Origin of the sequence: Nonomuraea sp. N2-4H (genome assembly GCF_045291505.1) — a bacterium.
Taxonomy (GTDB): domain Bacteria; phylum Actinomycetota; class Actinomycetes; order Streptosporangiales; family Streptosporangiaceae; genus Nonomuraea; species Nonomuraea fastidiosa.
Genome location: NZ_CP147987.1, coordinates 8644044 through 8665729 on the forward strand (window position 1 = coordinate 8644044; position 21686 = coordinate 8665729).

A 21686-nucleotide genomic window follows, 5' to 3' on the forward strand; every position below is an offset into this window, starting at 1 on the left:
TGAAGGCGTGACCTCCCGGCCGGCGGCGGCCCTCAGGCCCTCAGGCGGTGAGAACGCGGACGCGTTCGGCGTCCTCGCCGGTGAGCCCCCCGGCGGGGTCGGCCAGGGCGAGCCGGGGGTCCATGCGCCGGTAGGCCGTGCGCGACAGGCCCGACCAGGCGAACGCCGCCGCCCGCCCGTCGCCGGTGCAGGCCCGCGCGATGCGCCGCTCGGCGGCGGGGGTCCAGCGCAGCCCCGCGTACGCGTACAGGTCGCGGAAGCCGGGGATCGGGTCGGCGGCCAGCGACTCGTACGAGACGAGCCTGATGCCCGGAGTGCGGCGCAGGATGCCCGTCGTGACCCGCCACAGCGCCGCCGCCTTGGCCACCCGGTCCTGCGAGCCGACCAGCTCCCGCAGCTCCAGCAGCTCGGGATGGTCGCGGACGAGCAGCGGCTGTTCGAGCAGCTCGTGGAAGTAGACGGTCCAGCCGAGCCGCTGCCAGCTCGCCACGAACGACACCGGGTCACGGACGAGCGCGATCACCCGGCAGCCCAGCCGCCGTGCGAACCACCCGGCGCTCAGCACCGCGAACGGGTCGTCCAGCAGCGCCCGCCGCCCGGTGAGCCGTCCGTAGGCGAACGCCGTGCCGTAGCGCAGCATCCGCGCCAGGTCGTACGGCGAGCGGTTCGCACGCAGCTCGGCGAGCCACCGGTAGCGCAGGGCCGCCGTGTCGCGGAAGGCGGGCAGCCAGACACCCGCGTTGTCGTCGCAGATGTACTGGAACCGGTGCGTCACCCGGGCGGCGAGCACGCCGGGGCAGCGGCCCGGCGGGTGCTGGGGGTTGAGCGGCTCGTTGACGTAGATCAGCTCGCGTCCTGCGGCCAGCATGCGGCCCGTCCAGCTCGTGCCGCTGCGCGGCAGCCCGGTGACCAGGACCGTCATGCGGGCCGCCTCGGCAGCGGGCTGCGCAGCGCGGTCAGGGTGTGGCGGCCGAACGGGTGGAGCCGGTAGCGGCGGTGGAGCTGCCACAGCGGCAGCAGGTTCTTCACCAGCATGCCGCCCGACCAGCCGGCGACCGCGCCGAGCGCGCCGTAGGCGGGGATCAGCGCGAGGTCGAGCAGCACCGTGCAGCCGATGGCGGCCAGCAGGTTGAGCAGGCTGACGCCGGTGTGCCCGGCGGCGGTGAGCACGACGTCCACCATGCCGCAGGCGGTCGACACCATCATCGTGGCGGCGAGGACGAGGGCGATGGGGGCGGCGGCGCCGTACGCGGGGCCGAACACGCGCAGCAGCCACGGCGCGAGCCCCGCGTACGCGAGCCAGAGCGGCCAGGTGAGCACCACGAGCCACGCGGTCGCGGCCTGGTACAGCTCCCTGGCCCGCTCCCGCTCGCCGTCGGCCAGCGCCCTGACCAGCCCGGCCTGTACGGCCTGCGCGAGCCCCTGGTTGGCGAGCTGCCCGACGACCTTGACCCGGGTGGCGGCGGTGTAGACGGCGGCGGAGGCGGGCCCGGCGAGCAGCGCCACGATCACGATGTCCACCCGCTGGAAGACGGCCTGGATGGCGCCGGCGAGCGAGCGCGGCGCGGTGTGCCGCCACAGATCGAGCGCGGTCCCCGGCAGGTAGGGCGTCCACGTGACGCGCCTGCGCAGCCAGAAGGCGGCGACCACCAGCACCGGCAGGTACGGCGCGGCCCACGCGGGCAGCAGCCACCAGCCGCCCGCCCCGGCCAGCGCGGCGGCGGAGACCAGCAGGAGCTGGCCGCCGGGCACGAGCAGCCCGTCGAGCAGCACGGTCGGCCGCAGCGCCCCGAACCCGCGCCCGGCCGCGAGCAGCACGTCGGCGGCCACCATGACGGGCAGCAGCCCGGCGGCGGGCCCGAGCTGCGGGAACAGCACGGCCGCCGCCGCCACGGCCACGACCAGGCAGGGCAGTACGGCGGCCCTGATGTAGCCGGAGACGCCGCGGTAACCGTACGACCTGGCGCGGGCGATGAAGTAGACGAGCCCGTTGCCGGCGTTGAGCTTGGCGATCCCGGCCGCCATCAGCGCCAGCGCGGTCGCGGTGAAGAACGCCCCGGCCTCGGCCGCCGGGTACGTCCTGGTCACCACCACGACGAGCACGACCTGCGCCACCGCGCCGAACGCGGCCCCCGACAGCCCGGCGAGCCCCCTGCGGACGGTCAGCGCCGCCACGAGGGCTCACCGTCCAGCCAGCGCACCAGCCGCGCGTCCCAGGGCTCGAAGTGGTCGCGCAGCCGCCCGGCCAGCGTGCGCGGCACGGGACGCGGCAGCGAGCGCCGGTTGTAGCGCTCGAAGACCGGATAACCGAGGTGCGGCATGCCCAGGAACTCCAGCACCCGGTCGTAGGCGGTCTCCGGCTCGGCGAAGAAGCGGTGGCTGTCGAGCACGAGCATGCGATCGCGGCCGAACAGCGGCTCCAGCCGGTCGAGCTGGTCGGCGTAGCGCCCCCTGGCGAGGTAGGCGTGGTGCCGGTGCGAGTGGTGCAGCGCGTGCGGCGAGGTGCGCAGCAGCTCCTCGGCCCCGGCCAGCCGCTCCTCCTCCAGCTCCAGCGCGCGCTCGAAGTGCGACTCGGTCTCGTAGCCTCTGGCCAGCTCGTGGGCGTGGGCAGAACAGGCCCGCTCGACGGGGTCGCGGACGAGCACGATCAGCTTCACGCCGGGCAGGTCGGCGGCGATGCGCTGCCCGGCCAGCGGATGGAACAGGTAGTACGGGGACGACTCGTACGCCTGGGGGCGGTGGCCGTACCGGTGGGTGAGCAGCGCGGCGCCCACCCGCAGCGGGAAGTGCCCCTGATACCAGGACATGCCGCGCCAGTAGGCCACGTCGAAGTAGTGCACGCCCTTGTGCAGCACGGGCTTGAGCAGCAGCGGATGCTGGGCGAGCGCGCGGTAGAGCGAGGTCGTGCCGCAGCGCTGCGCGCCCGCGATCAGGAACGACGGCAGCACGCGGGCGGCCGAGGTGAACCGTCCCGTGGTCCGCGACAGCGACAGGACCGAGCGCTTCGTGGTCCTCACGTGAGTAGCTCCTCGTGATCGACGGCCGGGTTGAGCCACGACTGCGGCGGGCCGAGCGGCGTGTGGCCGTCGGCGGCGTGCCGGTCGGCCAGCGCGATGAGGTAACGCAGTGCGGTCCGCCTGGCCGTGGCCGCCGACAGGCCCAGGGGGGCGAGCAGGCGTACGGACTGGGCGACGCAGGCCCTGGCCGCGACCGGCGGGCGCATCCTGCGCAGGGCCCGGTGGAAGAAGTGGTGCAGCACGTCGAAGCCGAGGGGGACGCCGACCTCGTAGCGCTCCCAGTCCCACACCAGCAGCCGCCCGCCGGGGCCGCGGCTGACGTTCCACGGGGTGAGGTCGCCGTGCCAGGCGGGCCGGTCGCCGCCGGTGGCGGCGATCTCCCTGGCCGCCTCCAGCAGCAGCGGCGCGGGCACCCGGCCCCGGCGCACCGGCAGCGGCGAGAGCGCGAGCACCGACAGGCCGCGCCAGTCGCCGTGGTGCAGCACGGCCGGCACGGTGACCGTGTGAAGGGGGAGCGCGGCCAGCCTGCGCAGGACCGCCGCCTCGGCGTCGACGAGCCTGCGGGCGCGCTCGGTGTCGCCGATCTTGACGAACGCCAGCCGCCGGCCGTCCGCGCGGGCCTCCAGGATGGGCTTGCGGTTGGCCCGCCGCGCCGGGCGTACGTGCAGGACGGTCTCGACCGGGCGCTGGAAGACCTCGCCCAGGTGGTCGGCGATCGACCCCTCGACCGGCACCACCACCCGCGACCCGAGGTGCCACCAGCGGCGCGGCGCCAGCCTGCGGGGCACGGCGGGATGCGGCAGCACGGTGTACGCGCGGGGCGAGCCGGCGCCCGGATACAGCAGGCGTACGGTGTCGGCGAGATAGCCGAGCCGCACCGCGGCGTCGTTCATGACGATCCCCCAGCCGTATGCGTGTTCCTCCACAGGAGGGCGAACGAGATGAGATAGAGGCTGAGCGGCGTGACGAGCCCGTCGTAGATGAACATGTAGAGCAGCACGAAGCCCATCACGAGCACCCCGCCCAGCCCGATCGGGCTGCGGTCGCGCCAGTGGCGGCGGATCGCCCCCACGAAGAACGCGACGTACAGCGCGGCCCCCGTGAACCCCTGAGTGATGATCAGCAGCCAGAGCTGCCCGTCGCTGCCCAGCGGCGGATGCCCGCAGCCGGGGCACCAGCCGGTCTTGCCGGTGGTGATCGAGCGGTGGTTGCCGGTGGCGTTGCGGGTGTTGCCGTAACCGATCACGGGCGAGTGGGCGGCGGCGGCGAGGGTGGCGCTCACCGTGAAGGCGCGGATGTCGTTGGAGTGCGGCCGGTCGAGCCGCTGCGCGAACAGCGGCGCGAGCGGGCTCAGCAGGAACGCCAGCACGGCGGCCGCGACCGTCGCGCACAGCGCCACCCTGGTCCTGCCGCCCACCCGGACGATCAGATAGAGCACGGCCAGCCCCAGGCCGATCCACAGGCCCCGGTTGAGCGAGTAGACGATCGGCACCGCGGCCAGGGCGACCACGACGGCCACGAAGACCTTCTGCCGCGCCCGCCCGTACACCCACCATCCGACGACGAACCACACCAGCAGCACCGACGCGTTGCTGCCCCAGGCGTTGGCCCACTCGTACGGCGCCTCCGGCCTGGGCAGCGAGAACCCGAGCACCTTCTGGGTCTGCGCGGCCGTCGGGTGGATGAGGTTCTGCACGAACGGGTTCCCCGCGATCCACTCGGGCAGCAGCCGCTCGACCGGCGAGGTGAACTCGAAACCGGGGGCGAGCACGCCGAGCAGCCCCCCGGCCACGGTGATGACGAACAATACGCCCAGCATGCGCACCAGCCGGAGCTGCGGCAGCTCGCGCTCGGTGAGGTTGCCGAGGTAGAGCACCATGATCAGGACCGCGCAGTAGAGCGCGAAGCGCATGCCGTAGCCGATCAGCCGGCCCGCGCCGAACTCGCCGTACGTGCCCGGTGGTGACTCGCCCAGCATCAGGCCGCTCACCAGGTAGCCGGCCAGGAGCAGCAGCCACAGCCCGAAGCCGCGCGGCACCTTGATCGGCCGCCGCCGCCACAGCAGCACGGCCATGGGCACGGCGAGCACCACCACCGACAGCCCGCCGAACCCCAGCGCCCACCACAGCGGGTAGCCGACCAGCAGCGCCGCTATGGGCCACGCGGGTCCGATCACGTCGATCGGCCATGACGCCGGTGCAGCGCCTGCAGTGGGCTGGTCTCGTCCTGCGCTCCCGGCCGGGCGGCGCGCAGCTCGCCGGTGGCGACGAGCTTGCCGAGCGAGGTGGGCGGGTGCGGCTCCAGCAGGGGCACGAACGACGGGACGGCGTCGGTGGCGGTCACCGCGCCGACGATCGGCACGTCGTGGTGGGCCAGGCGGCGTGCGGCGGCGGCCACGTCGCGCGAGGTGACCCGGCCGAGACCGATGAGCAGCACGGCGGCGTCGGCTCTGGACAGGTCGCGCACGTCGGTGCCGTCGAGCACGACCAGCGGCGCGCTCACCGCCAGCGGCTCGGCCAGCGACGAGGAGTACAGGTCGGCGGGCAGCGAGGTGACCAGCAGCCGCTTGCCCGGGCACGCGGCGACGAGCGCGCTCGCCAGGTCGTGCAGCACGCCGGGCCCGCGCGGGCCCGACAGGTCGCCGAGCACGGGGAGGCCGGTGAGCCGCTCGACGTCGTCGGGCGTGCGCAGGCGGGTGTCGAGGCGGTCGCGTACGTAGGCGGCGGCCACACCGGCCAGCAGGCCGAGCATGAGGCCGGTCCCGAGGTAGAGGGGCAGGCTGGGGGAGCTGGGCGCGGCGGGCGGCACGGGCCTGGTGATGATCGTGCCCGGGGTGACGGCGAGCGTGCGCAGGGCGTCGTACCTGACGGCCAGGCCGGCCGCCTGCCGGTTGAGCACGCCGTGGCGCTGCACGGCGATCGCGCGCTCCGGGCCCCTCGGCAGGGTGGCGAGCTGCCTGATCACCCGGTCGATGGAGGCGTTGACCTGCTTGAGCTTGCTCAGCACCGCCTCCTGCTGGCGGGCCATGGCGGTCAGCGCGCTCTCGCGGCGGTGTGCGAGGTACGCCTCGGCGTACGCGGAGGCGCGCGCCGCAGCGCCTTCGGGGTCGGCGGCGGTCACCGACAGCAGCAGCACCGAGGAGTTGGGCGGCACGGCCACCTCGACCGGCTCGACGGCGTCGATGCCCAGCGTGCGCGCGGCCCGCGCGGCGACCACGGCCGACTGGGCGACCTGGGCCTCGGTGTCGAGGTTGAGCGCCTCGCGGTGGCGGGCGGTCACCTGGTTGGCCTGCTCGCCGGCGCCGACGGGCAGCACGAGCACCTGTGCGGTCGCGGTGTAGGCGGGCGGGACCAGCCGCAGCAGCGCGAGCGCGGCCGTGCCGCCGACGACGACGCAGCCCACCAGGACCAGCCATCGCCTGCGCAGCAGCGAAAGGTGTGCGTCCAGGTCGGTACCGGAGCTCATGGGGGATGGTCTCCTGAATGTGTACGTTGCGTGGCCGCCTGGCGCCAGCGCGTCACCGCCGAAGTGGTGGGCCCACTATAGGGCGGCGCCTGATCACCCCGGTTCAATACTTCAAGATTTTTCCCGGATAAGCCGCCCGGGAAATGCCCATATTTCGGTTTCTAGGGCTATTTCCCGGGCGTCTCTTTACCCGCCACGAGCTGGGCTAACTCTCACACTGGCTGAAGTTCCAGGAATGACATGGCAAGGTTCAGGTGTGACAGCCGGGGGTCGTTCGACGAGGGGGTTGGAAGACTTTGCTGCTACGGGGATTTTCGCGGAAAGCAACGACCGGTGTTCTCACGATGTCGCCGGCCGCCGTGTTGGCCGCTGCGCTGGTCACTGTCCTTGCCGCCTGCTCCACCGCCGCGGGCTCGCCCGTCCCCGCGCCGGTCCAGGCTCCCACGGCCAAGCAGGCGGCGGGGTCGCCCGCCTGCACGGCCACCTCCAGGCTGATCCCGTCCTGCGGCGCCTGGTGGGGCCTCGCGCCCGAGGTGTTCACCGGCGTCCCGATCGAGCAGGCGCTGCACGGCGCGGAGATGCGCATGGGGGCGGCCGCCGACGTGGTGCACGTCTATCACCGGGGCCGCGAGCTGTTCCCCACGCCCGCTGAGGTCAGGCTGGCCCGCGACCCCGACAGGCCGCGGCTGCTCATGGTCAACTGGAAGCCGTCGTTTCAGCACACCTGGGCGCAGATCGCCGCGGGCAAGCTCGACCGCAGGATCGACCGGCTCGCCGCGCACATCAGGCGCACCTTCCCCGAGCGGTTCTTCCTCACCCTGCACCACGAGCCGGAGAACGACGTGGACGTCTCGTCCGGCTCCGGCATGCAGGCCACCGACTACGCCGCCATGTTCCGCCACATCGTGCTGCGGCTGCGGGCGCAGGGCGTGCGCAACGCGGTCGTCGTCATGACGTACATGGGGGCGCCCAACTGGGCGGCCAAGCCGTGGTTCGAGGACCTCTACCCGGGTGACGACGTGGTCGACTGGGTGGCGATGGACCCGTACGCCGACGACCGGGTCCAGGACTTCGACGGGCTGGTCAACAAGACGCGCAAGGAATACCCGGACTGGCCGGGCTTCTACCGGTGGATGCAGGCGCGTTTCCCCGGCAAGCCGGTCATGGTGGCCGAGTGGGGCGTGTTCGAGCGATCGTACGACCGCGACTTCAAGCGCACGTTCTTCGAGTCCGTGCTGCGCCAGATCAAGAAATACCCGCAGATCAAGGCGCTGATCTACTTCGACTCGCCGCAGGCGCCGCGCGGCGACACCAGCTTCGACTCCGACGGCGGCGCCGACCGCGCCTTCACCCGGCTGGCCCGCGACCCCTACTTCCGCTCCACGCCCGTGCCCAGACCCTGACGATGCTCATGTGACGGGCTCAGCGCACCCAGCCGCCGGCCTTGATCGTGTCGAGCACGCGGGAGACGGCCGCCTCGATCGACAGGTGCGTGGTGTCGATCACCAGGTCGGCGTCGTCGGGCTCCTCGTAGGGGTCGGAGATGCCGGTGAACTCGGGGATCAGCGCAGGCGCGGGCCTTGGCGTACAGGCCCTTGCGGTCGCGCCGCTCGCACTCCTCAAGCGGGGTCGCGACGTGGACGAGCAGGAAGTCGGCGCCCACCGACTCGACCATCTCGCGCACCTCCGCGCGGGTGGCCGCGTAGGGGGCGATGGGGGCGCAGATGGCCAGGCCGCCGTGGCGGGCCGCCTCGGCGGCGACGAAGCCGATGCGGCGGATGTTGAGGTCGCGGTCGGCCTTGGAGAACGTCAGGCCCTTCGACAGCAGCTTGCGCACCACGTCGCCGTCGAGGTAGGTGATCGTGCGGCTGCCGGACTCCAGCAGCGCGTCGCGCAGGCCGCGGGCGATCGTGGACTTGCCCGAGCCCGACAGGCCGGTGAAGAAGACCACCAGGCCGCGGCGGTGCGGCGGGCCGGGGATGTGCACGGGGTCGGGGCCCGCCATGTGCTCGGCGGCGCCGTAGGCGGTGGCGACGTGTTCGCGCAGCTCCAGGTCGATCTCCGGCTCATCGCGCGGCGCGAGTGGCACCGGGACGACGAGCGTGCCCTCGGGCAGCCGCTCCTGGGCGCGCAGCGCGGCGCGCACGACGGCCGGGCCCGCCTCGCCGTATGCGAGCGGCAGCAGCAGGACGACCGCGTCGAGCTCCTTGGCGGTGGCCGTCACCTCGTCCAGGTCGTCGAGCGGCCCCCGCATGGTGACGGCGAGCGCGGGACGCCCGCCGAGCTCCTCCTTGACCTGGGCGGGAGTGCGCCGCAGCCGGGCGAACGGGCCGTGCTCGGGCGTGCCGAGCGCCTTGACGGGGCCTGAGGTCAGCCCGTCGGGCTCGTGGCCGGTCACGGTGAGCGCAGCGAGCGGCAGCCCCTCGGGGTCGAGCAGCGTGACCTCGTCGCCGGGGGACAGGTCGGCGTCGATGTGGAGGGTGACGGGCGCGGGCCACGGGGTGCCGTCGGCCAGCGTGCCGCGCTCGTAGACGGTGTGCAGGTCGTCGTGGCCCAGGAACCCCGTCAGCGGTTCGAACGCGCCCGACAACAGGAGTTCGAGGTCGGCCAGCTCGCGCGGGTCGGGGGTCCACTCCACGTTCTGCATCCCAACTATTCGAGTGTGCTCGGTCCGTACCAGACCAGTGTGCCGCTCCGCGACGCCTGCCTCGACCGCTAGATGAGGCGGGCGAAGTGGTGCTGGGGCTTCCTGATCACCATCGTGATCTCGTCGTGCGAGGCGGGGAAGCGGCCGCTGGTCAGCTTGGACACCAGCGACACCAGGGCGGCGACGGGACGGCGGGCGCGGGCGGGGCCGCTGGTGGCGCGCTCGTCATCGGTGATCATCAGGCCCCGGCTCAGGCAGAACGCGTGCAGGCCGTCGCTGGAGGCCAGCGGCTCGTACACGGCGGGCAGCGGGCCCGGCGTGCCCGGCAGGACCAGGGCCCGCCACAGCAGCCGGCGCAGCCAGCCCGGCGTGAGGCGGTCGAGCAGGCCGTAGGCGGAGCGGCGGTCGCGGACCCGCAGCAGCACCAGCCCGCCGGGCCGCAGCGCCTGCAGCAGCCGGTCGAACACCAGCTCCGCGTGGCGCACCCGCTCCAGCAGGAACGACAGCTGGATCACGTCGAAGCCGCGCGGCGGCAGCGGCACCGAGCGCAGGTCGCCGAGCGAGTAGGAGACAAGATCGGCCCGCTCCTCCACCACCTTCCTGACCGCGGGCAGGTCCTCGTCGGCTCCGGTGGCCCTGGTCTCGATGTGGTCGAGCACCAGCGGCTCGCCGTGCGCGCACCCGGCGACCAGCACGTCGAGCCGCCGGATCGGCTGGCCGGCGCAGTGCTCGCGGAGCCGCTGCTCGAAGAGGTCGCCGCTGCGGGCGACCGATCGCACCTCAGACATGTCACCTACAGTAATCAACCAAGTGGAATCAGTAAGGCATTTCCCTGCTAGCGTCCTGCCCCGTGAGCGATCAGGCGGACGATCAGGTCTACGAGGGCGTCTACGTGGGCAACGCCAACGTGGACGCGCCGCTCGACAGGGGATGGCTGCTCGGTCACTTCAAACCCCCGGGCGACCCAAGACACAGCGAAGACGTCGAGATCAAGTGGGGCGTGCACCCGGCGGGCGACGAGCGGGCCGCGTGGGTGGAGAACGAAGTGCGCACCGCGCTGCTCATCCTGATCAGCGGCCGTTTCCGCGTCGAGCTGCCGGGCCGCAGCGTGCTGCTGGACAAGCCGGGCGACTACGTGGTGTGGGGCAAGGGCGTCGGCCACTCCTGGCGGGCCGAGGAGCCGTCCACGGTCCTCACCGTGCGCTGGCCCTCCGTGCCTGGTTACCGCGTCGGCTGAGCTTTCACGGCGAGTAGTCTGGTACGGAACCCCCGCGACCTTCCCCGTCCGGGGGTAGTCGTGTTGCCGTCGTGGGGCTGTGGGCGTATCTGATGAGTCTTTCCGGGCTACTTGACCTTGTTCGCGCCGACCCGAAGCTGACCGCCGCTCTCGAAGAGGGCGGCGACGTCGCGCTGGTCGCGCCCTCCTCGCTGCGTCCGTTCGGCGTGGCCGCCCTCGCCGCGCACGACCAGCGCACGGTGCTCGCCGTGACCTCCACAGAGCGCGAGGCCGAGGACTTGGCGGCGGCGCTGACCAGCTTGGTCGAGCCGTCGTCCGTGGCGGTGTTCCCGGCGTGGGAGACGCTGCCGCACGAGCGGCTGTCGCCGCGCAGCGACACCGTGGGCCAGCGGCTCGCGGTGCTGCGCAGGCTGGCGCACCCGGTCAAGGGCGACGCCGCCGCCGGGCCGCTCAGCGTGATCGTCGCGCCGGTGCGCGCCCTGTTGCAGCCCATCGTGAAGGGTCTCGGCGACCTTGAGCCCATCAGGTTGCGCGCCGGTGACGACGCCGACCTCGACGAGGTGGTGCGCGCCCTGGTCGACAACGGCTACCACCGGGTCGACATGGTGGAGCGGCGCGGCGAGGTGGCGGTGCGCGGCGGCCTGCTCGACGTGTTCCCGCCCACCGAGGAGCACCCGCTGCGCCTTGAATTCTGGGGCGACACGGTCGAGGAGATCCGCTGGTTCAAGGTGGCCGACCAGCGCTCGCTCGAAGCGGCCGACGAGGGGTTGTTCGCGCCGCCGTGCCGCGAGCTGCTGCTGACCGACGAGGTGCGGGCCAGGGCGCGCGAGCTGGCCGGGGAGTACCCCGCGCTCGCCGAGGTGCTCGACCAGCTCGCCGACGGCACCCCGGTCGAGGGCATGGAGGCGTTCGCGCCCGTGCTGGCCGGCGAGATGGACCTGCTGCTCGACCACCTGCCCGCGCGGTCCGCGGTGTTCGTGTGCGACCCCGAGCGGATCAGGGGGCGGGCGGAGGAGCTCGTACGCACCTCGCAGGAGTTCCTCGAAGCCTCCTGGATCAACGCGGCGGCCGGCGGCGAGGCCCCCATCGACCTCGGCGCGGCCGCGTTCCGCACGCTCGAAGAGATCCGCGAGCACGCCTCGGCGCTCGGCCAGCCGTGGTGGACGATGGCGCCGTTCGGCGGCGGCGTCGAGCTCGACGCGCAGGACTCCGAGGCCTACCGCGGCGACACCTCCAAGGCGCTCGCCGACATCAAGGGCTGGCTGGCCGAGGACAAGGCCGTCGTACTGCTCAGCGAGGGCCACGGCCCCGCCGAGCGCATGGTCGAGCTGCTCAAGGGCGTCGACGTGCCAGGCCAGGCTGCACGCCTATCTCGACAAGGCGCCCGAGCCGAAGGTCGTCCACGTCACGACCGGCCGCATCGAGCACGGCTTCATCACCCCGAGCCTGGCCGTGCTCACCCACCTCGACCTGGTCGGCCAGAAGGCGTCCACCAAGGACATGCGGCGCCTGCCCTCGCGCCGCCGCAACATGGTCGACCCGCTTCAGCTCAAGGTCGGCGACTACGTCGTCCACGAGCAGCACGGCGTCGGCCGCTACGTCGAGATGGTGCAGCGCACCGTGCAGGGCGCCACCCGCGAATACCTGGTCATCGAGTACGCCAAGGGCGACCGCCTCTACGTGCCCACCGACCAGCTCGACGAGGTCACCCGCTACGTCGGCGGCGAGTCGCCCACGCTCAACCGCATGGGTGGCGCCGACTGGGCCAAGGCCAAGTCGCGGGCGAAGAAGGCGGTCAAGGAGATCGCCGGCGAGCTGATCAGGCTCTACTCCGCGCGCATGGCCTCGCCCGGCCACGCGTTCAGCCCCGACACGCCGTGGCAGCGCGAGATGGAGGACGCCTTCCCGTACGCCGAGACCGCCGACCAGCTCGAAGCCATCGACGAGGTCAAGCGCGACATGGAGCGCGGCGTCCCGATGGACCGGCTGATCTGCGGCGACGTCGGCTACGGCAAGACCGAGATCGCGGTGCGCGCGGCGTTCAAGGCCGTGCAGGACGGCAAGCAGGTCGCGGTGCTGGTGCCCACGACGCTGCTGGTGCAGCAGCACATGTCCACCTTCACCGAGCGGTTCTCCAGCTTCCCCGTCACGGTCAGGCCGGTCTCCCGCTTCCAGACCGACGCCGAGGTCAAGGGCACGCTCGACGGCCTGCGCACGGGCGCGGTCGACGTCGTCATCGGCACCCACCGGCTGCTCAGCCCGGAGGTGCGCTTCAAGGACCTCGGGCTCATCATCATCGACGAGGAGCAGCGCTTCGGCGTCGAGCACAAGGAGGCCATGAAGCACCTGCGCACGCAGGTCGACGTGCTGGCGATGTCCGCCACGCCGATCCCGCGCACGCTGGAGATGGGCCTGACCGGCATCCGCGAGATGTCCACCATCCTCACCCCGCCGGAGGAGCGGCATCCGATCCTCACGTTCGTGGGGCCGTACGACGAGAAGCAGATCGCCGCGGCCATCCGGCGCGAGCTGATGCGCGACGGCCAGATCTTCTTCGTGCACAACAGGGTGGCCTCGATCAACCGGGTCGCCGCGCGGCTGCGCGAGCTGGTGCCCGAGGCCCGCATCGCGGTGGCGCACGGGCAGATGAACGAGCACCAGCTCGAAAAGATCATGGTGGGCTTCTGGGAGCGCGAGTACGACCTGCTCGTCTCCACCACGATCGTCGAGTCGGGCCTCGACGTGCCCAACGCCAACACGCTGATCGTGGACAGGGCCGACAACTACGGCCTGTCGCAGCTCCACCAGCTGCGCGGGCGCGTCGGCCGCGGCAGGGAGCGCGGCTACGCCTACTTCCTCTACCCGCCGGAGAAGCCGCTGACCGAGACCGCGCACGAGCGGCTCGCCACGATCTCCCAGCACACCGAGATGGGCGCCGGCATGTACGTCGCCATGAAGGACCTGGAGATCCGCGGCGCGGGCAACGTGCTGGGCGCCGAGCAGTCCGGCCACATCGCGGGCGTCGGCTTCGACCTGTACGTCCGCCTCATGGCCGAGGCGGTGCAGGAGCAGAAGGCCAAGCTGGCGGGCGGCGAGGTGCAGGAGGAGCAGCAGGACGTCAAGGTCGAGCTGCCGATCAACGCCCACATCCCGCACGACTACGTCACCTCCGAGCGGCTGCGGCTGGAGGCGTACAAGCGGATCGCGGCCATCGCCACCCCGATGCACATCGACGAGGTGCGCGCCGAGCTGACCGACCGCTACGGCAAGCCGCCGGTGGAGGTGGAGAACCTCCTGGAGGTCGCGCGGTTCCGCATCAAGGCGCGGGCGGCCGGGCTCACCGACGTCACCTTGCAGGGCCAGAACATCAAGTTCGGTCCCGTACGGCTCAAGGAGTCGCAGCAGGTGCGGCTCGACCGGCTGTACAAGAAGGCGATATACAAGCAGGCCGCGGAGACGCTGCTGGTGCCGGTGCCCAAGACCAAGCCGCTGGGCGGGCAGCCGCTGCGCGACCTCGACTTGCTCAAATGGTGTGGTGACCTGGTCGAGGCGATGTTCCTCGAACCCGCCCGGGTAAGCTAGCGGCGGTTTCCGGTCGGAAGGGACGTACGTGAAGTCGATACGAGTGGCTGTGGCCGCCGCGGCGGCCGCCGTGGCGCTGTCCGCCTGCTCCTCGCCCATGCAGGCCGGAGCCGCGGCCGTGGTGGGCAACGAGCGCATCTCCATGAGCAAGCTCAACGATGACACCCAGGAGTACATCGCCGCGCTCAAGCGGGCGAACCTGGACGAGTCGGCGCTGAGCGTGCCGGTCTCCCAGGCGGTGCTGCGCCGGCTGGTCGACGTGGCCGCGTCCAAGCAGCTCATGGCCCGCTACAACGTGCAGGTGAGCGAGAGCGAGGTGGACGCCACGCTCAAGGACCCCGGGCAGTACGAGTCCGCCGAGATCAACCTCCTGGCCAACGCCGTCTCCCCGGCGGACGCCCGCGACTACGGCCGGGCGATGACCGGCCTGCGGAAGCTGCAGGAGCAGTTCGGCCAGTCCGGGCAGCAGCGGCTGCTCGACGAGTTCAACTCGATCAAGCGGATCGTCAACCCGCGCTTCGGCAAGCTCAACACCGACCAGAAGCAGCCGGGGCTGTTCGTCGACGCCGGCAGGTTCGGCAAGGCGGGCGAGCAGGCGCAGGGCTGATCGTGCCGCTGATCGTCGTCACCACCTCGCCCCGGGTCGCGCCGGGCCTGCTGAGCCATCAGGCGTGGCAGGCGCTGCGGTCCGGCCCGGTGCTGACCGGCTCGGCCGACCACCCGCAGCTTCCCTACCTCGCGGACGCCGGCATCGCCGCCGAGGTCGTCGAGCCCGACCCGGCGGCGCTGGCCCGCCGGGCGGTGGCCGAGACCGTGGTGTGGCTGGCCGAGCACGACAGCGAGGACTTCATGCGGGCGGTCGGGCAGGCGGCGATCTCGCTCGACGAGCCACCGGTCATCGAGGTCGTCCCCGGCTCCTATGACCTGCCGGGGGCGCGGGTGCTCGACCTGGTGGCGGTGATGGACCGGCTGCGCACCGAGTGCCCGTGGGACCGCAAGCAGACCCACGCGTCGCTGGTGCCGTACCTGCTCGAAGAGGCGTACGAGGTGCTGGAGACCATCGAGCAGGGCGACTACGCGGCGCTGCGCGAAGAGCTGGGCGACCTGTTGCTCCAGGTGGTCTTCCACGCCCGCGTGGCCGAGGGCTTCGACATCGACGACGTGGCGGCCGGCATCGTGGAGAAGCTGGTCAGGCGGCACCCCCACGTGTTCGGGTCCGTACGCGCGGAGAGCGCCGACGAGGTCAACGCCAACTGGGAGGCGATCAAGGCGGCGGAGCGCGCCGCCAAGGGCACCGAGTCGGTGCTCGACGGCGTGCCGATGGGGCAGCCCGCGCTGTCGCTGGTGGCCCAGCTGCTGCGCAGGGCCGAGCGGGCGGGCGCGCCGGAGTCGCTGTCGGCGGCGGTCGGCCAGGGGGTGGCCAGGGAGCTGTTCGACCTCGTACGCAGGGCGGCCGAGGCGGGCCTCGACGCCGAGGCGGAGCTGCGCGGCGCGGCCCGCGCCTACCGCGACCGGGTGCGGGCCTGGGAGTCCTCCAGCCCCCAGTAGAAGTGCCCAGTAGAAGTGCGCAGTGGAGGTGCGCCGCGGCGACCTGAGAGCCTGCGCGGGGTGGCCGTACCGATAGGCTCTGATGGCATATCAGCTTTCGATTGAGGAGCGCATCCCGTGGCTACCATCGAGGTCGTATACGCGCGCGAGATCCTCGACTCCCGGGGCAACCCGACGGTCGAGGTCGAGGTCATTCTCGACGACGGCAGCAGGGGCCGGGCGGCCGTGCCGAGCGGGGCGTCCACCGGCCAGTTCGAGGCGGTCGAGCTGCGCGACGGCGGTAAGCGTTACGGCGGCAAGGGCGTGGAGAAGGCCGTGCTCGCGGTGACCGACGAGATCCAGGAGGAGATCAACGGGATCGAGGCCGAGGACCAGCGGATCATCGACCAGATCATGATCGATCTGGACCGCACGCCCAACAAGGCCAAGCTCGGTGCCAACGCCATCCTGGGCGTCTCGCTCGCCGTGGCCAAGGCCGCGGCCGACAGCGCCGAGCTGTCGCTCTTCCGCTACCTCGGCGGCCCCAACGCCCACGTGCTGCCGGTGCCGATGATGAACATCCTCAACGGCGGCGCTCACGCCGACACCAACGTCGACATCCAGGAGTTCATGATCGCGCCGATCGGCGCGGAGTCCTTCCGCGAGGCCGTGCGCATGGGCACCGAGGTCTACCACGCGCTCAAGGGCGTGCTGAAGGAGAAGGGCTACGCCACGGGCCTGGGCGACGAGGGCGGCTTCGCGCCCAACCTGCCCTCCAACCGCGACGCGCTCGACCTCATCCTGGCCGCCATCGAGCGGGCCGGTTACGTGCCGGGCGACGACGTCGCGCTGGCGCTCGACGTGGCGGCGTCGGAGTTCCACAAGGACGGCGTCTACACGATCGACGGCAAGGGCCTGTCGTCCGAGGAGCTGATCGCCTTCTACGAGGACCTGGTCGCCAACTACCCGCTCGTCTCCATCGAGGACCCGCTCGACGAGGAGGACTGGGAGGGCTGGAAGGCCATCACCGCCAAGCTCGGCGACAAGGTGCAGCTCGTCGGCGACGACCTCTTCGTCACCAACCCCGAGCGGCTGGAGCGCGGCATCAAGGAGGGCGCGGCCAACGCCCTGCTGGTCAAGGTCAACCAGATCGGCACGCTGTCGGAGACCCTCGACGCGGTCGACCTGGCCCACCGCAACGGCTACCGCTGCATGATGAGCCACCGCTCCGGCGAGACCGAGGACACGACGATCGCCGACCTGGCCGTCGCGGTCAACTGCGGCCAGATCAAGACGGGCGCTCCGGCCCGCTCCGACCGGGTGGCCAAGTACAACCAGCTGCTGCGCATCGAGGAGGAGCTCGACGACGCCGCCCGCTACGCGGGTCGCGCGGCGTTCCCGCGTTTCCGGCGCTAGTTTCGAGTACGGCTCGCGGCACCCCGATTCTCCGGCCGCGAGCCGCACTTGAGGGGGTGTGCAGCAAGTGGCGAAGAGACCGCAGCTCACCGGGCGGGCGGCCATCCTGGCCGTCGTGGTGTGCGCGATCGCGATGAGCCTGGCCTACCCTGTGCGCGAGTACATCAGCCTGCGCCGCAGCATCGCGGAGCTGCGCGCCGAGAAGGCCAGGGTCGAGGCCGAGAAGCAGGCGCTGCTGGCTCGCGACAGGCAGAGCGACGACCCCAACTGGATCAAGAAGACGGCGAAGGAGCGGCTGCACTACTGCGGTCCCGGCGAGAAGTGCTACGTGGTGATGGAGCCCGAGCAGGGCAAGGCGCAGGCGGCGGTCAAGCAGCCCGCGCAGGTGCCGCCGTGGTACGAGACGCTGTGGGAGTCGGTGCAGGCCGCCGACAAGGGCACCGGCCGCAGGGCCGTGACCGGGCAGCAGGGCGCCGCTCCTTCCGGGAAGCCCGGTGCGGAGCCGAGCGGGAAGCCGGGCGGCGAGCCCACCAAGGAGCCGAGCGGGCAGCCGAGCGGCAAGCCCACCGGGCAGACCACGAAAGAGCCCGCGAAGCCGGCGAAGGAACCCACGCAGGAGCCGGCGAACCAGTCGAGCGGGCAGTCGAGCGGGCAGCCGAGCGATGAGCCCACCGGGCAGGCCACGAAACAGCCGACCAAGGAGCCCACGGGGCAGCCGGCCGGAGGGTCGGCGACAGGAAGGGAACGCGTTGGACAGTAAGGACGTCGAGGTCGTCGAGCGGCAGCTCGGACGGCCGCCGAGAGGGCTGCGCGCGGTCGCGCACCGTTGCCCGTGCGGCAACCCCGACGTGGTGGAGACCGCGCCGCGGCTGCCCGACGGCTCGCCCTTCCCGACTCTTTACTACCTGACCTGCCCCAAGGCGGCCTCGGCCATCGGCACCCTCGAGGGTTCCGGTCTGATGCGGGAGATGCAGGCCAGGCTGGCGACCGAGCCGGAGCTGGCGGAGGCCTACCGCGCGGCGCACGAGGACTACCTGGCGCGGCGTGACCAGGCGGCCCGCGAGCAGGGCATCGAGCCGCTGCCGCCGGGCATGCAGAGCACGGGCGGCATGCCGGAGCGGGTCAAGTGCCTGCACGCACTCGTGGCCCACGAGCTGGCGGTGCCCGGGATCAACCCGTTCGGCAGGGAGGCGCTGGACGCACTCCCCGACTGGTGGAGTGACGGACCATGCGTGTAGCGGCCATCGATTGCGGCACCAACTCCGTACGCCTGCTCATCGCCGACATCGGCGACGGCACGCTGACCGACGTCGAGCGGCTGAACGAGATCGTCCGCCTCGGCCAGGGCGTCGACCGCACCGGCAGGCTCGCGCCCGAGGCGCTGGAGCGCACGTTCGCGAAGATGCGCGAGTACCAGGAGCTGATCGAGCGCCACGGCGCCACCGCGACCCGTGTGGTGGCGACGAGCGCGACCCGCGATGCGGCCAACCGGCAGGACTTCGTGACCGGCGTACGGAAGATCTTCGGGGTGGAGCCCGAGGTGATCACGGGCGCCGAGGAGGCCGAGCTGTCGTTCACGGGCGCCACCAGGGGTCTTTCGCGCCTGTCGCCCGAGACCGAGGTGGCGCGAGGCTCGCTCGCGCCCTACCTGGTGGTGGACATCGGCGGCGGCTCCACGGAGTTCGTGGTCGGTTCCGTGCACGCCGAGGGCGCGCTGTCGGTCGACATCGGCTGCGTACGGCTGACCGAGCGGCACCTGCGCGACGCCGGAGACCCGCCCAAGGCGGAGGCGCTGGAGGCGGTCGTCGCCGACATCGAGGCCGCGCTCGACCGGGTCGAGGCCGAGGTGCCGGTGCGCAAGGCGAAGACGCTGGTCGGGCTGGCCGGCTCGGTGACGACGGTGTCGGGCATCGCGCAGGAGCTGCCCTCCTACGATCCGGCGCGCATCCACCACTCCCGCCTGTCGGCCGAGCAGGTGCACGAGGTGACGCGGCGGCTGCTCGCGATGACCCACGAGGAGCGGGCGCGGATCCCGGTGATGCATCCCGGACGCGTGGACGTGATCGGCGCGGGGGCGCTGATCCTCGACCGCATCGTGCGCCGGTTCAAGTTTTCGCGGGTCGTCGTGAGTGAGCACGACATCCTCGACGGGATGGCGTGGTCTCTCGCCCGAAGCTGAAGAAATCCGGACATTTCCGGATTCGTGATCGTCTTGAGCCCGCGATCAGTATTGTGCTTCAGTAAAGAGGCAAAACGGGGGCTTTGCCATGTGTCATGCGCGAAAGGCGCAGGCTTGGCGACCGTTCCCGAGCGCGTCTCTTCCCTCAAGGAATGGAGCACTCTCACATGATGTCTGTTGGGTTAGCGCGTAAGGCTGTGGCGTTCAGCGCCTCGTCGGCGGCCCTGGCGGCGCTCGCCGCGGGCCTGGTCGCCGGGCCCGCCCAGGCCGCCACCGCGTCGAAGCCCAAGGTCACGGCCACCACGCCGAAGGCCTCCCCGCGGGCCCACGAAGGATCGTGTCCGGTCACGGTCAACTTCTCGGCCAAGATCAAGGTGCCGGTCAACGGCAAGACCAAGCTGGCCTACCGCTGGCTGCACGGCGACGGCTCCAAGAGCAAGGTCAAGGAGCTCACGGTCAAGGGCAAGGGCACCAAGACGGTCACGGTCAAGCAGTCCATCACCTTCAAGGAGGACGTCAAGGGCTGGGAGGCCGTCCAGGTCCTCGGGCCCAAGAAGTTCACCTCGAAGAAGAGCTACTTCTCCGTCTCCTGCGTGTCGCTCAAGGAGGTCGTGCGCGACCACGGCCCCAAGATCAACGCTCGCGCCTGGACGAGCTACAGCTCGTACGCCCACCGCTGCGCCCCCGGTGACAAGGTCAACTTCACCGGCGTGATCAGCTCCTCGCGTCCGGCCTGGGTGCGTTACCGCTGGGTCCTCAACGGCCACACCGCCGACTACGGCAAGATCAAGGTGCGCGACTCGCGCAAGGTCGGCTTCAGCATCTCCCCGCGTCACAGCCAGCGCGGCTGGGCGCAGCTCCAGGTGCTGAGCCCGGACAGCGAGTCCTCCAACAGGACGTACTACAAGGTCGCGTGCAAGGACGGGCACGAGGCTCCGAAGCCGCGCGGCAAGGTCTCCGCGTCCGCCAACGCCACGGTCGTCGGCAGCTGCACGGTCAAGGCCACCGGCTCCATCACCGCCACCGGTGCGGGCCGGGTCTCCTACCGCTGGTCGCTCAACGGCCGTACGGTGAGCAACGGCCAGACCTACTTCGGCCGTGACGGCGGCACGATCCTGGTGCCGGCCTTCTCCACCGAGCTGAGCGGCCCGGACGCCAAGGGCGGCGTGGTGACGCTGACGGTCACCGGACCGAACAACAGCGACTCCTCCAGCGACCGCTACCCGGCCTGCCGCAAGGCCCCGGCCGACAAGCCGGAGCCCAAGCCGTCGGCCACCACTCTGCCCGCGCCCGCGCCCGAGGCCACGACGCTGCCCGCCACCGAGGACAGCAAGGCCTGACAGGCACTGAGTGAACGGGAACGGCACGGACGCCGCCGGGTAACGCCTCTGGCGGCGTCCTGGGCCCGTCCGGACGGCACCGGTCGGTGCCGCCGGGCGACGTCCGGGCGGACCGCGCCGTGACGCCGAATCGAGCGGTTCAACCGGGCGGCACCTTCGGGAGCCGCCCGGTTTTCCGTTCGCTCGTACGCGTGCCGCGGGCGCGCATCACTCCCGCGTGCGCCGCGGGCGCGCAGGGTTTCCGAAAAGGTCGTTGCGCCCTGCCCGAGTGGCCGCGTAAGGGCCCGACTGCGGGTGCCGCGGGCGCGCAGGACTCCGATCAAGACGTCGCGCCCTGCCCGAGTGCCTCGTCAAGGTCCGAGCGCTCGAAGTGATCGGGCACCATCGGTGTCATGAGCTTCGTCCCTCCCGGCACCGGCTGGCCTGAAGACCCCGCGACCGCCGACACGCCTGTCGCGCTCGACCCCGCCGACGTGCGCCACCTCGCCGCCGGCAGCGGCACGCTCGCGGAGCTCACGGCCGCGCAGTCCGTCTGCCGCGCGTGCCCCCGCCTGGTGGAGTGGCGCGAGGAGGTCGCGCGGGTGAAGCGGCGCGCGTTCGCGAACGAGACCTACTGGGGCCGCCCCGTGCCGGGGTGGGGCGACGAACGGCCGAGCATCCTGCTGGTGGGGCTGGCCCCGGCGGCCCACGGGGGCAACAGGACCGGGCGCATCTTCACCGGCGACCGCAGCGGCGACTGGCTGTTCGCCTCACTCCACCGGTGCGGCCTGGCCGCCCAGGAGACCAGCACGCACGCGGGCGACGGCCAGCGGCTGATCGGCGCCCGTGTGGTGGCGTCGGTGCGCTGCGCCCCGCCGGACAACAAGCCGACGCCGGAGGAGAAGGCCACCTGCTTCCCGTGGATGGCCAGGGAGATCACGCTGGTCGCGCCGACCGTACGGGTGATCGTGGCGCTCGGCGGCTACGCCTGGCAGGCCGTGTGGCCGGCGCTCAAGGAGGCGGGCTACGAGCTGCCGCGTCCACGTCCGCCGTTCGGCCACGGGACAGAGGTGCCGATCAAGCGCGGCGACGCCCAAGTGACGCTCATGGGCTGCTACCACCCGAGCCAGCAGAACACGTTCACCGGCCGCGTCACCGCCCGAATGCTGGACGACGTCTTCTCAAGGGCCAGGTCACTGGCGGTGTGACGCGTTACACCACTTCTCGGCTGGCTTACGCGGAAGCCGCTGGCGTAGGCTTGTGAATGCTTTCACAAGCAACCACGAGGGATGTGGCC

The 21686-nt window shown here is 71.9% G+C and carries 17 protein-coding genes and 2 pseudogenes; 11 read left to right on the forward strand and 8 right to left on the reverse strand.

The genetic code is table 11. The features are described 5' to 3' along the window. Window positions 1-40: 40 nt before the first annotated feature. Genes WBK31_RS40015 through WBK31_RS40040 form a run of 6 tightly spaced genes read right to left on the reverse strand, consistent with a single transcriptional unit; the run spans window position 41 to window position 6482 of the window. Entirely contained in the window at window positions 41-922 is an 882-nt protein-coding gene (locus WBK31_RS40015) for a sulfotransferase (protein WP_406674095.1), read from the reverse strand. Beyond that, window positions 919-2175: a lipopolysaccharide biosynthesis protein gene (locus WBK31_RS40020; protein ID WP_406674096.1), complete on the reverse strand. Its 1257-nt coding sequence runs from the start codon at window positions 2173-2175 to the stop codon at window positions 919-921. The genes WBK31_RS40015 and WBK31_RS40020 overlap by 4 nt, the downstream gene beginning before the upstream one ends. Beyond that, window positions 2163-3017 (reverse strand): sulfotransferase domain-containing protein, encoded by an 855-nt coding sequence (locus WBK31_RS40025; protein WP_364069629.1) that lies wholly within the window; start codon window positions 3015-3017, stop codon window positions 2163-2165. Before WBK31_RS40025 ends, WBK31_RS40020 begins: the two co-directional genes overlap by 13 nt. Then, the gene (locus tag WBK31_RS40030; RefSeq protein ID WP_364069631.1) at window positions 3014-3910 is read right to left on the reverse strand and encodes a hypothetical protein; all 897 of its coding nucleotides are present in this window, start codon (window positions 3908-3910) and stop codon (window positions 3014-3016) included. The genes WBK31_RS40025 and WBK31_RS40030 overlap by 4 nt, the downstream gene beginning before the upstream one ends. Then, window positions 3907-5193 carry a hypothetical protein gene (locus WBK31_RS40035; RefSeq protein WP_364069633.1) on the reverse strand — a complete coding sequence of 429 codons (1287 nt, stop codon included), beginning with the start codon at window positions 5191-5193 and terminating at the stop codon, window positions 3907-3909. Before WBK31_RS40035 ends, WBK31_RS40030 begins: the two co-directional genes overlap by 4 nt. Next, entirely contained in the window at window positions 5190-6482 is a 1293-nt protein-coding gene (locus WBK31_RS40040; RefSeq protein WP_364069635.1) for a Wzz/FepE/Etk N-terminal domain-containing protein, read from the reverse strand. Before WBK31_RS40040 ends, WBK31_RS40035 begins: the two co-directional genes overlap by 4 nt. A gap of 359 nt (window positions 6483-6841) precedes the next feature. On the opposite strand from WBK31_RS40040, the gene WBK31_RS40045 reads away from it, so the two are divergent. Then, window positions 6842-7885, forward strand: a complete 1044-nt coding sequence (locus tag WBK31_RS40045; RefSeq protein ID WP_364069637.1) for a hypothetical protein — start codon at window positions 6842-6844, stop codon at window positions 7883-7885. 19 nt (window positions 7886-7904) lie between these two features. Here the strand turns inward: WBK31_RS40045 and cysC are convergent. Continuing rightward, a pseudogene (gene cysC, locus WBK31_RS40050) lies at window positions 7905-9129 on the reverse strand (adenylyl-sulfate kinase). Between the two features lie 68 nt (window positions 9130-9197). Next, a complete protein-coding gene (locus tag WBK31_RS40055) occupies window positions 9198-9917 on the reverse strand; it encodes a methyltransferase domain-containing protein (protein ID WP_364069641.1) in 720 nt (239 codons plus the stop codon). A 62-nt stretch (window positions 9918-9979) separates the two neighbouring features. Between WBK31_RS40055 and WBK31_RS40060 the strand changes: the two genes are divergently transcribed. The 10 genes and pseudogenes from WBK31_RS40060 (at window position 9980) to WBK31_RS40105 (ending at window position 21597) form a co-directional block, all read left to right on the forward strand. Beyond that, a complete protein-coding gene (locus tag WBK31_RS40060; RefSeq protein WP_364069643.1) occupies window positions 9980-10366 on the forward strand; it encodes a signal peptidase I in 387 nt (128 codons plus the stop codon). Between the two features lie 92 nt (window positions 10367-10458). Continuing rightward, a pseudogene (gene mfd, locus WBK31_RS40065) lies at window positions 10459-13948 on the forward strand (transcription-repair coupling factor). 28 nt (window positions 13949-13976) lie between these two features. Then, entirely contained in the window at window positions 13977-14555 is a 579-nt protein-coding gene (locus tag WBK31_RS40070; RefSeq protein WP_406674097.1) for a SurA N-terminal domain-containing protein, read from the forward strand. A gap of 2 nt (window positions 14556-14557) precedes the next feature. Further along, window positions 14558-15496 carry a MazG family protein gene (locus WBK31_RS40075; RefSeq protein WP_364069649.1) on the forward strand — a complete coding sequence of 313 codons (939 nt, stop codon included), beginning with the start codon at window positions 14558-14560 and terminating at the stop codon, window positions 15494-15496. A 117-nt stretch (window positions 15497-15613) separates the two neighbouring features. Next, window positions 15614-16891: a phosphopyruvate hydratase gene (gene eno, locus WBK31_RS40080; RefSeq protein ID WP_364069651.1), complete on the forward strand. Its 1278-nt coding sequence runs from the start codon at window positions 15614-15616 to the stop codon at window positions 16889-16891. A gap of 67 nt (window positions 16892-16958) precedes the next feature. Then, the gene (locus WBK31_RS40085) at window positions 16959-17651 is read left to right on the forward strand and encodes a septum formation initiator family protein (RefSeq protein WP_378785264.1); all 693 of its coding nucleotides are present in this window, start codon (window positions 16959-16961) and stop codon (window positions 17649-17651) included. Continuing rightward, window positions 17641-18129 (forward strand): DUF501 domain-containing protein, encoded by a 489-nt coding sequence (locus tag WBK31_RS40090; protein WP_364069655.1) that lies wholly within the window; start codon window positions 17641-17643, stop codon window positions 18127-18129. The genes WBK31_RS40085 and WBK31_RS40090 overlap by 11 nt, the downstream gene beginning before the upstream one ends. After that, window positions 18120-19070, forward strand: a complete 951-nt coding sequence (locus WBK31_RS40095; protein WP_378785262.1) for an exopolyphosphatase — start codon at window positions 18120-18122, stop codon at window positions 19068-19070. Before WBK31_RS40090 ends, WBK31_RS40095 begins: the two co-directional genes overlap by 10 nt. A 197-nt stretch (window positions 19071-19267) precedes the next feature. Then, the gene (locus WBK31_RS40100; protein ID WP_364069659.1) at window positions 19268-20410 is read left to right on the forward strand and encodes a hypothetical protein; all 1143 of its coding nucleotides are present in this window, start codon (window positions 19268-19270) and stop codon (window positions 20408-20410) included. Window positions 20411-20802: 392 nt separating this feature from the next. Continuing rightward, the gene (locus tag WBK31_RS40105; RefSeq protein ID WP_364069661.1) at window positions 20803-21597 is read left to right on the forward strand and encodes a uracil-DNA glycosylase; all 795 of its coding nucleotides are present in this window, start codon (window positions 20803-20805) and stop codon (window positions 21595-21597) included. The last annotated feature ends 89 nt before the right edge of the window (window positions 21598-21686 follow it).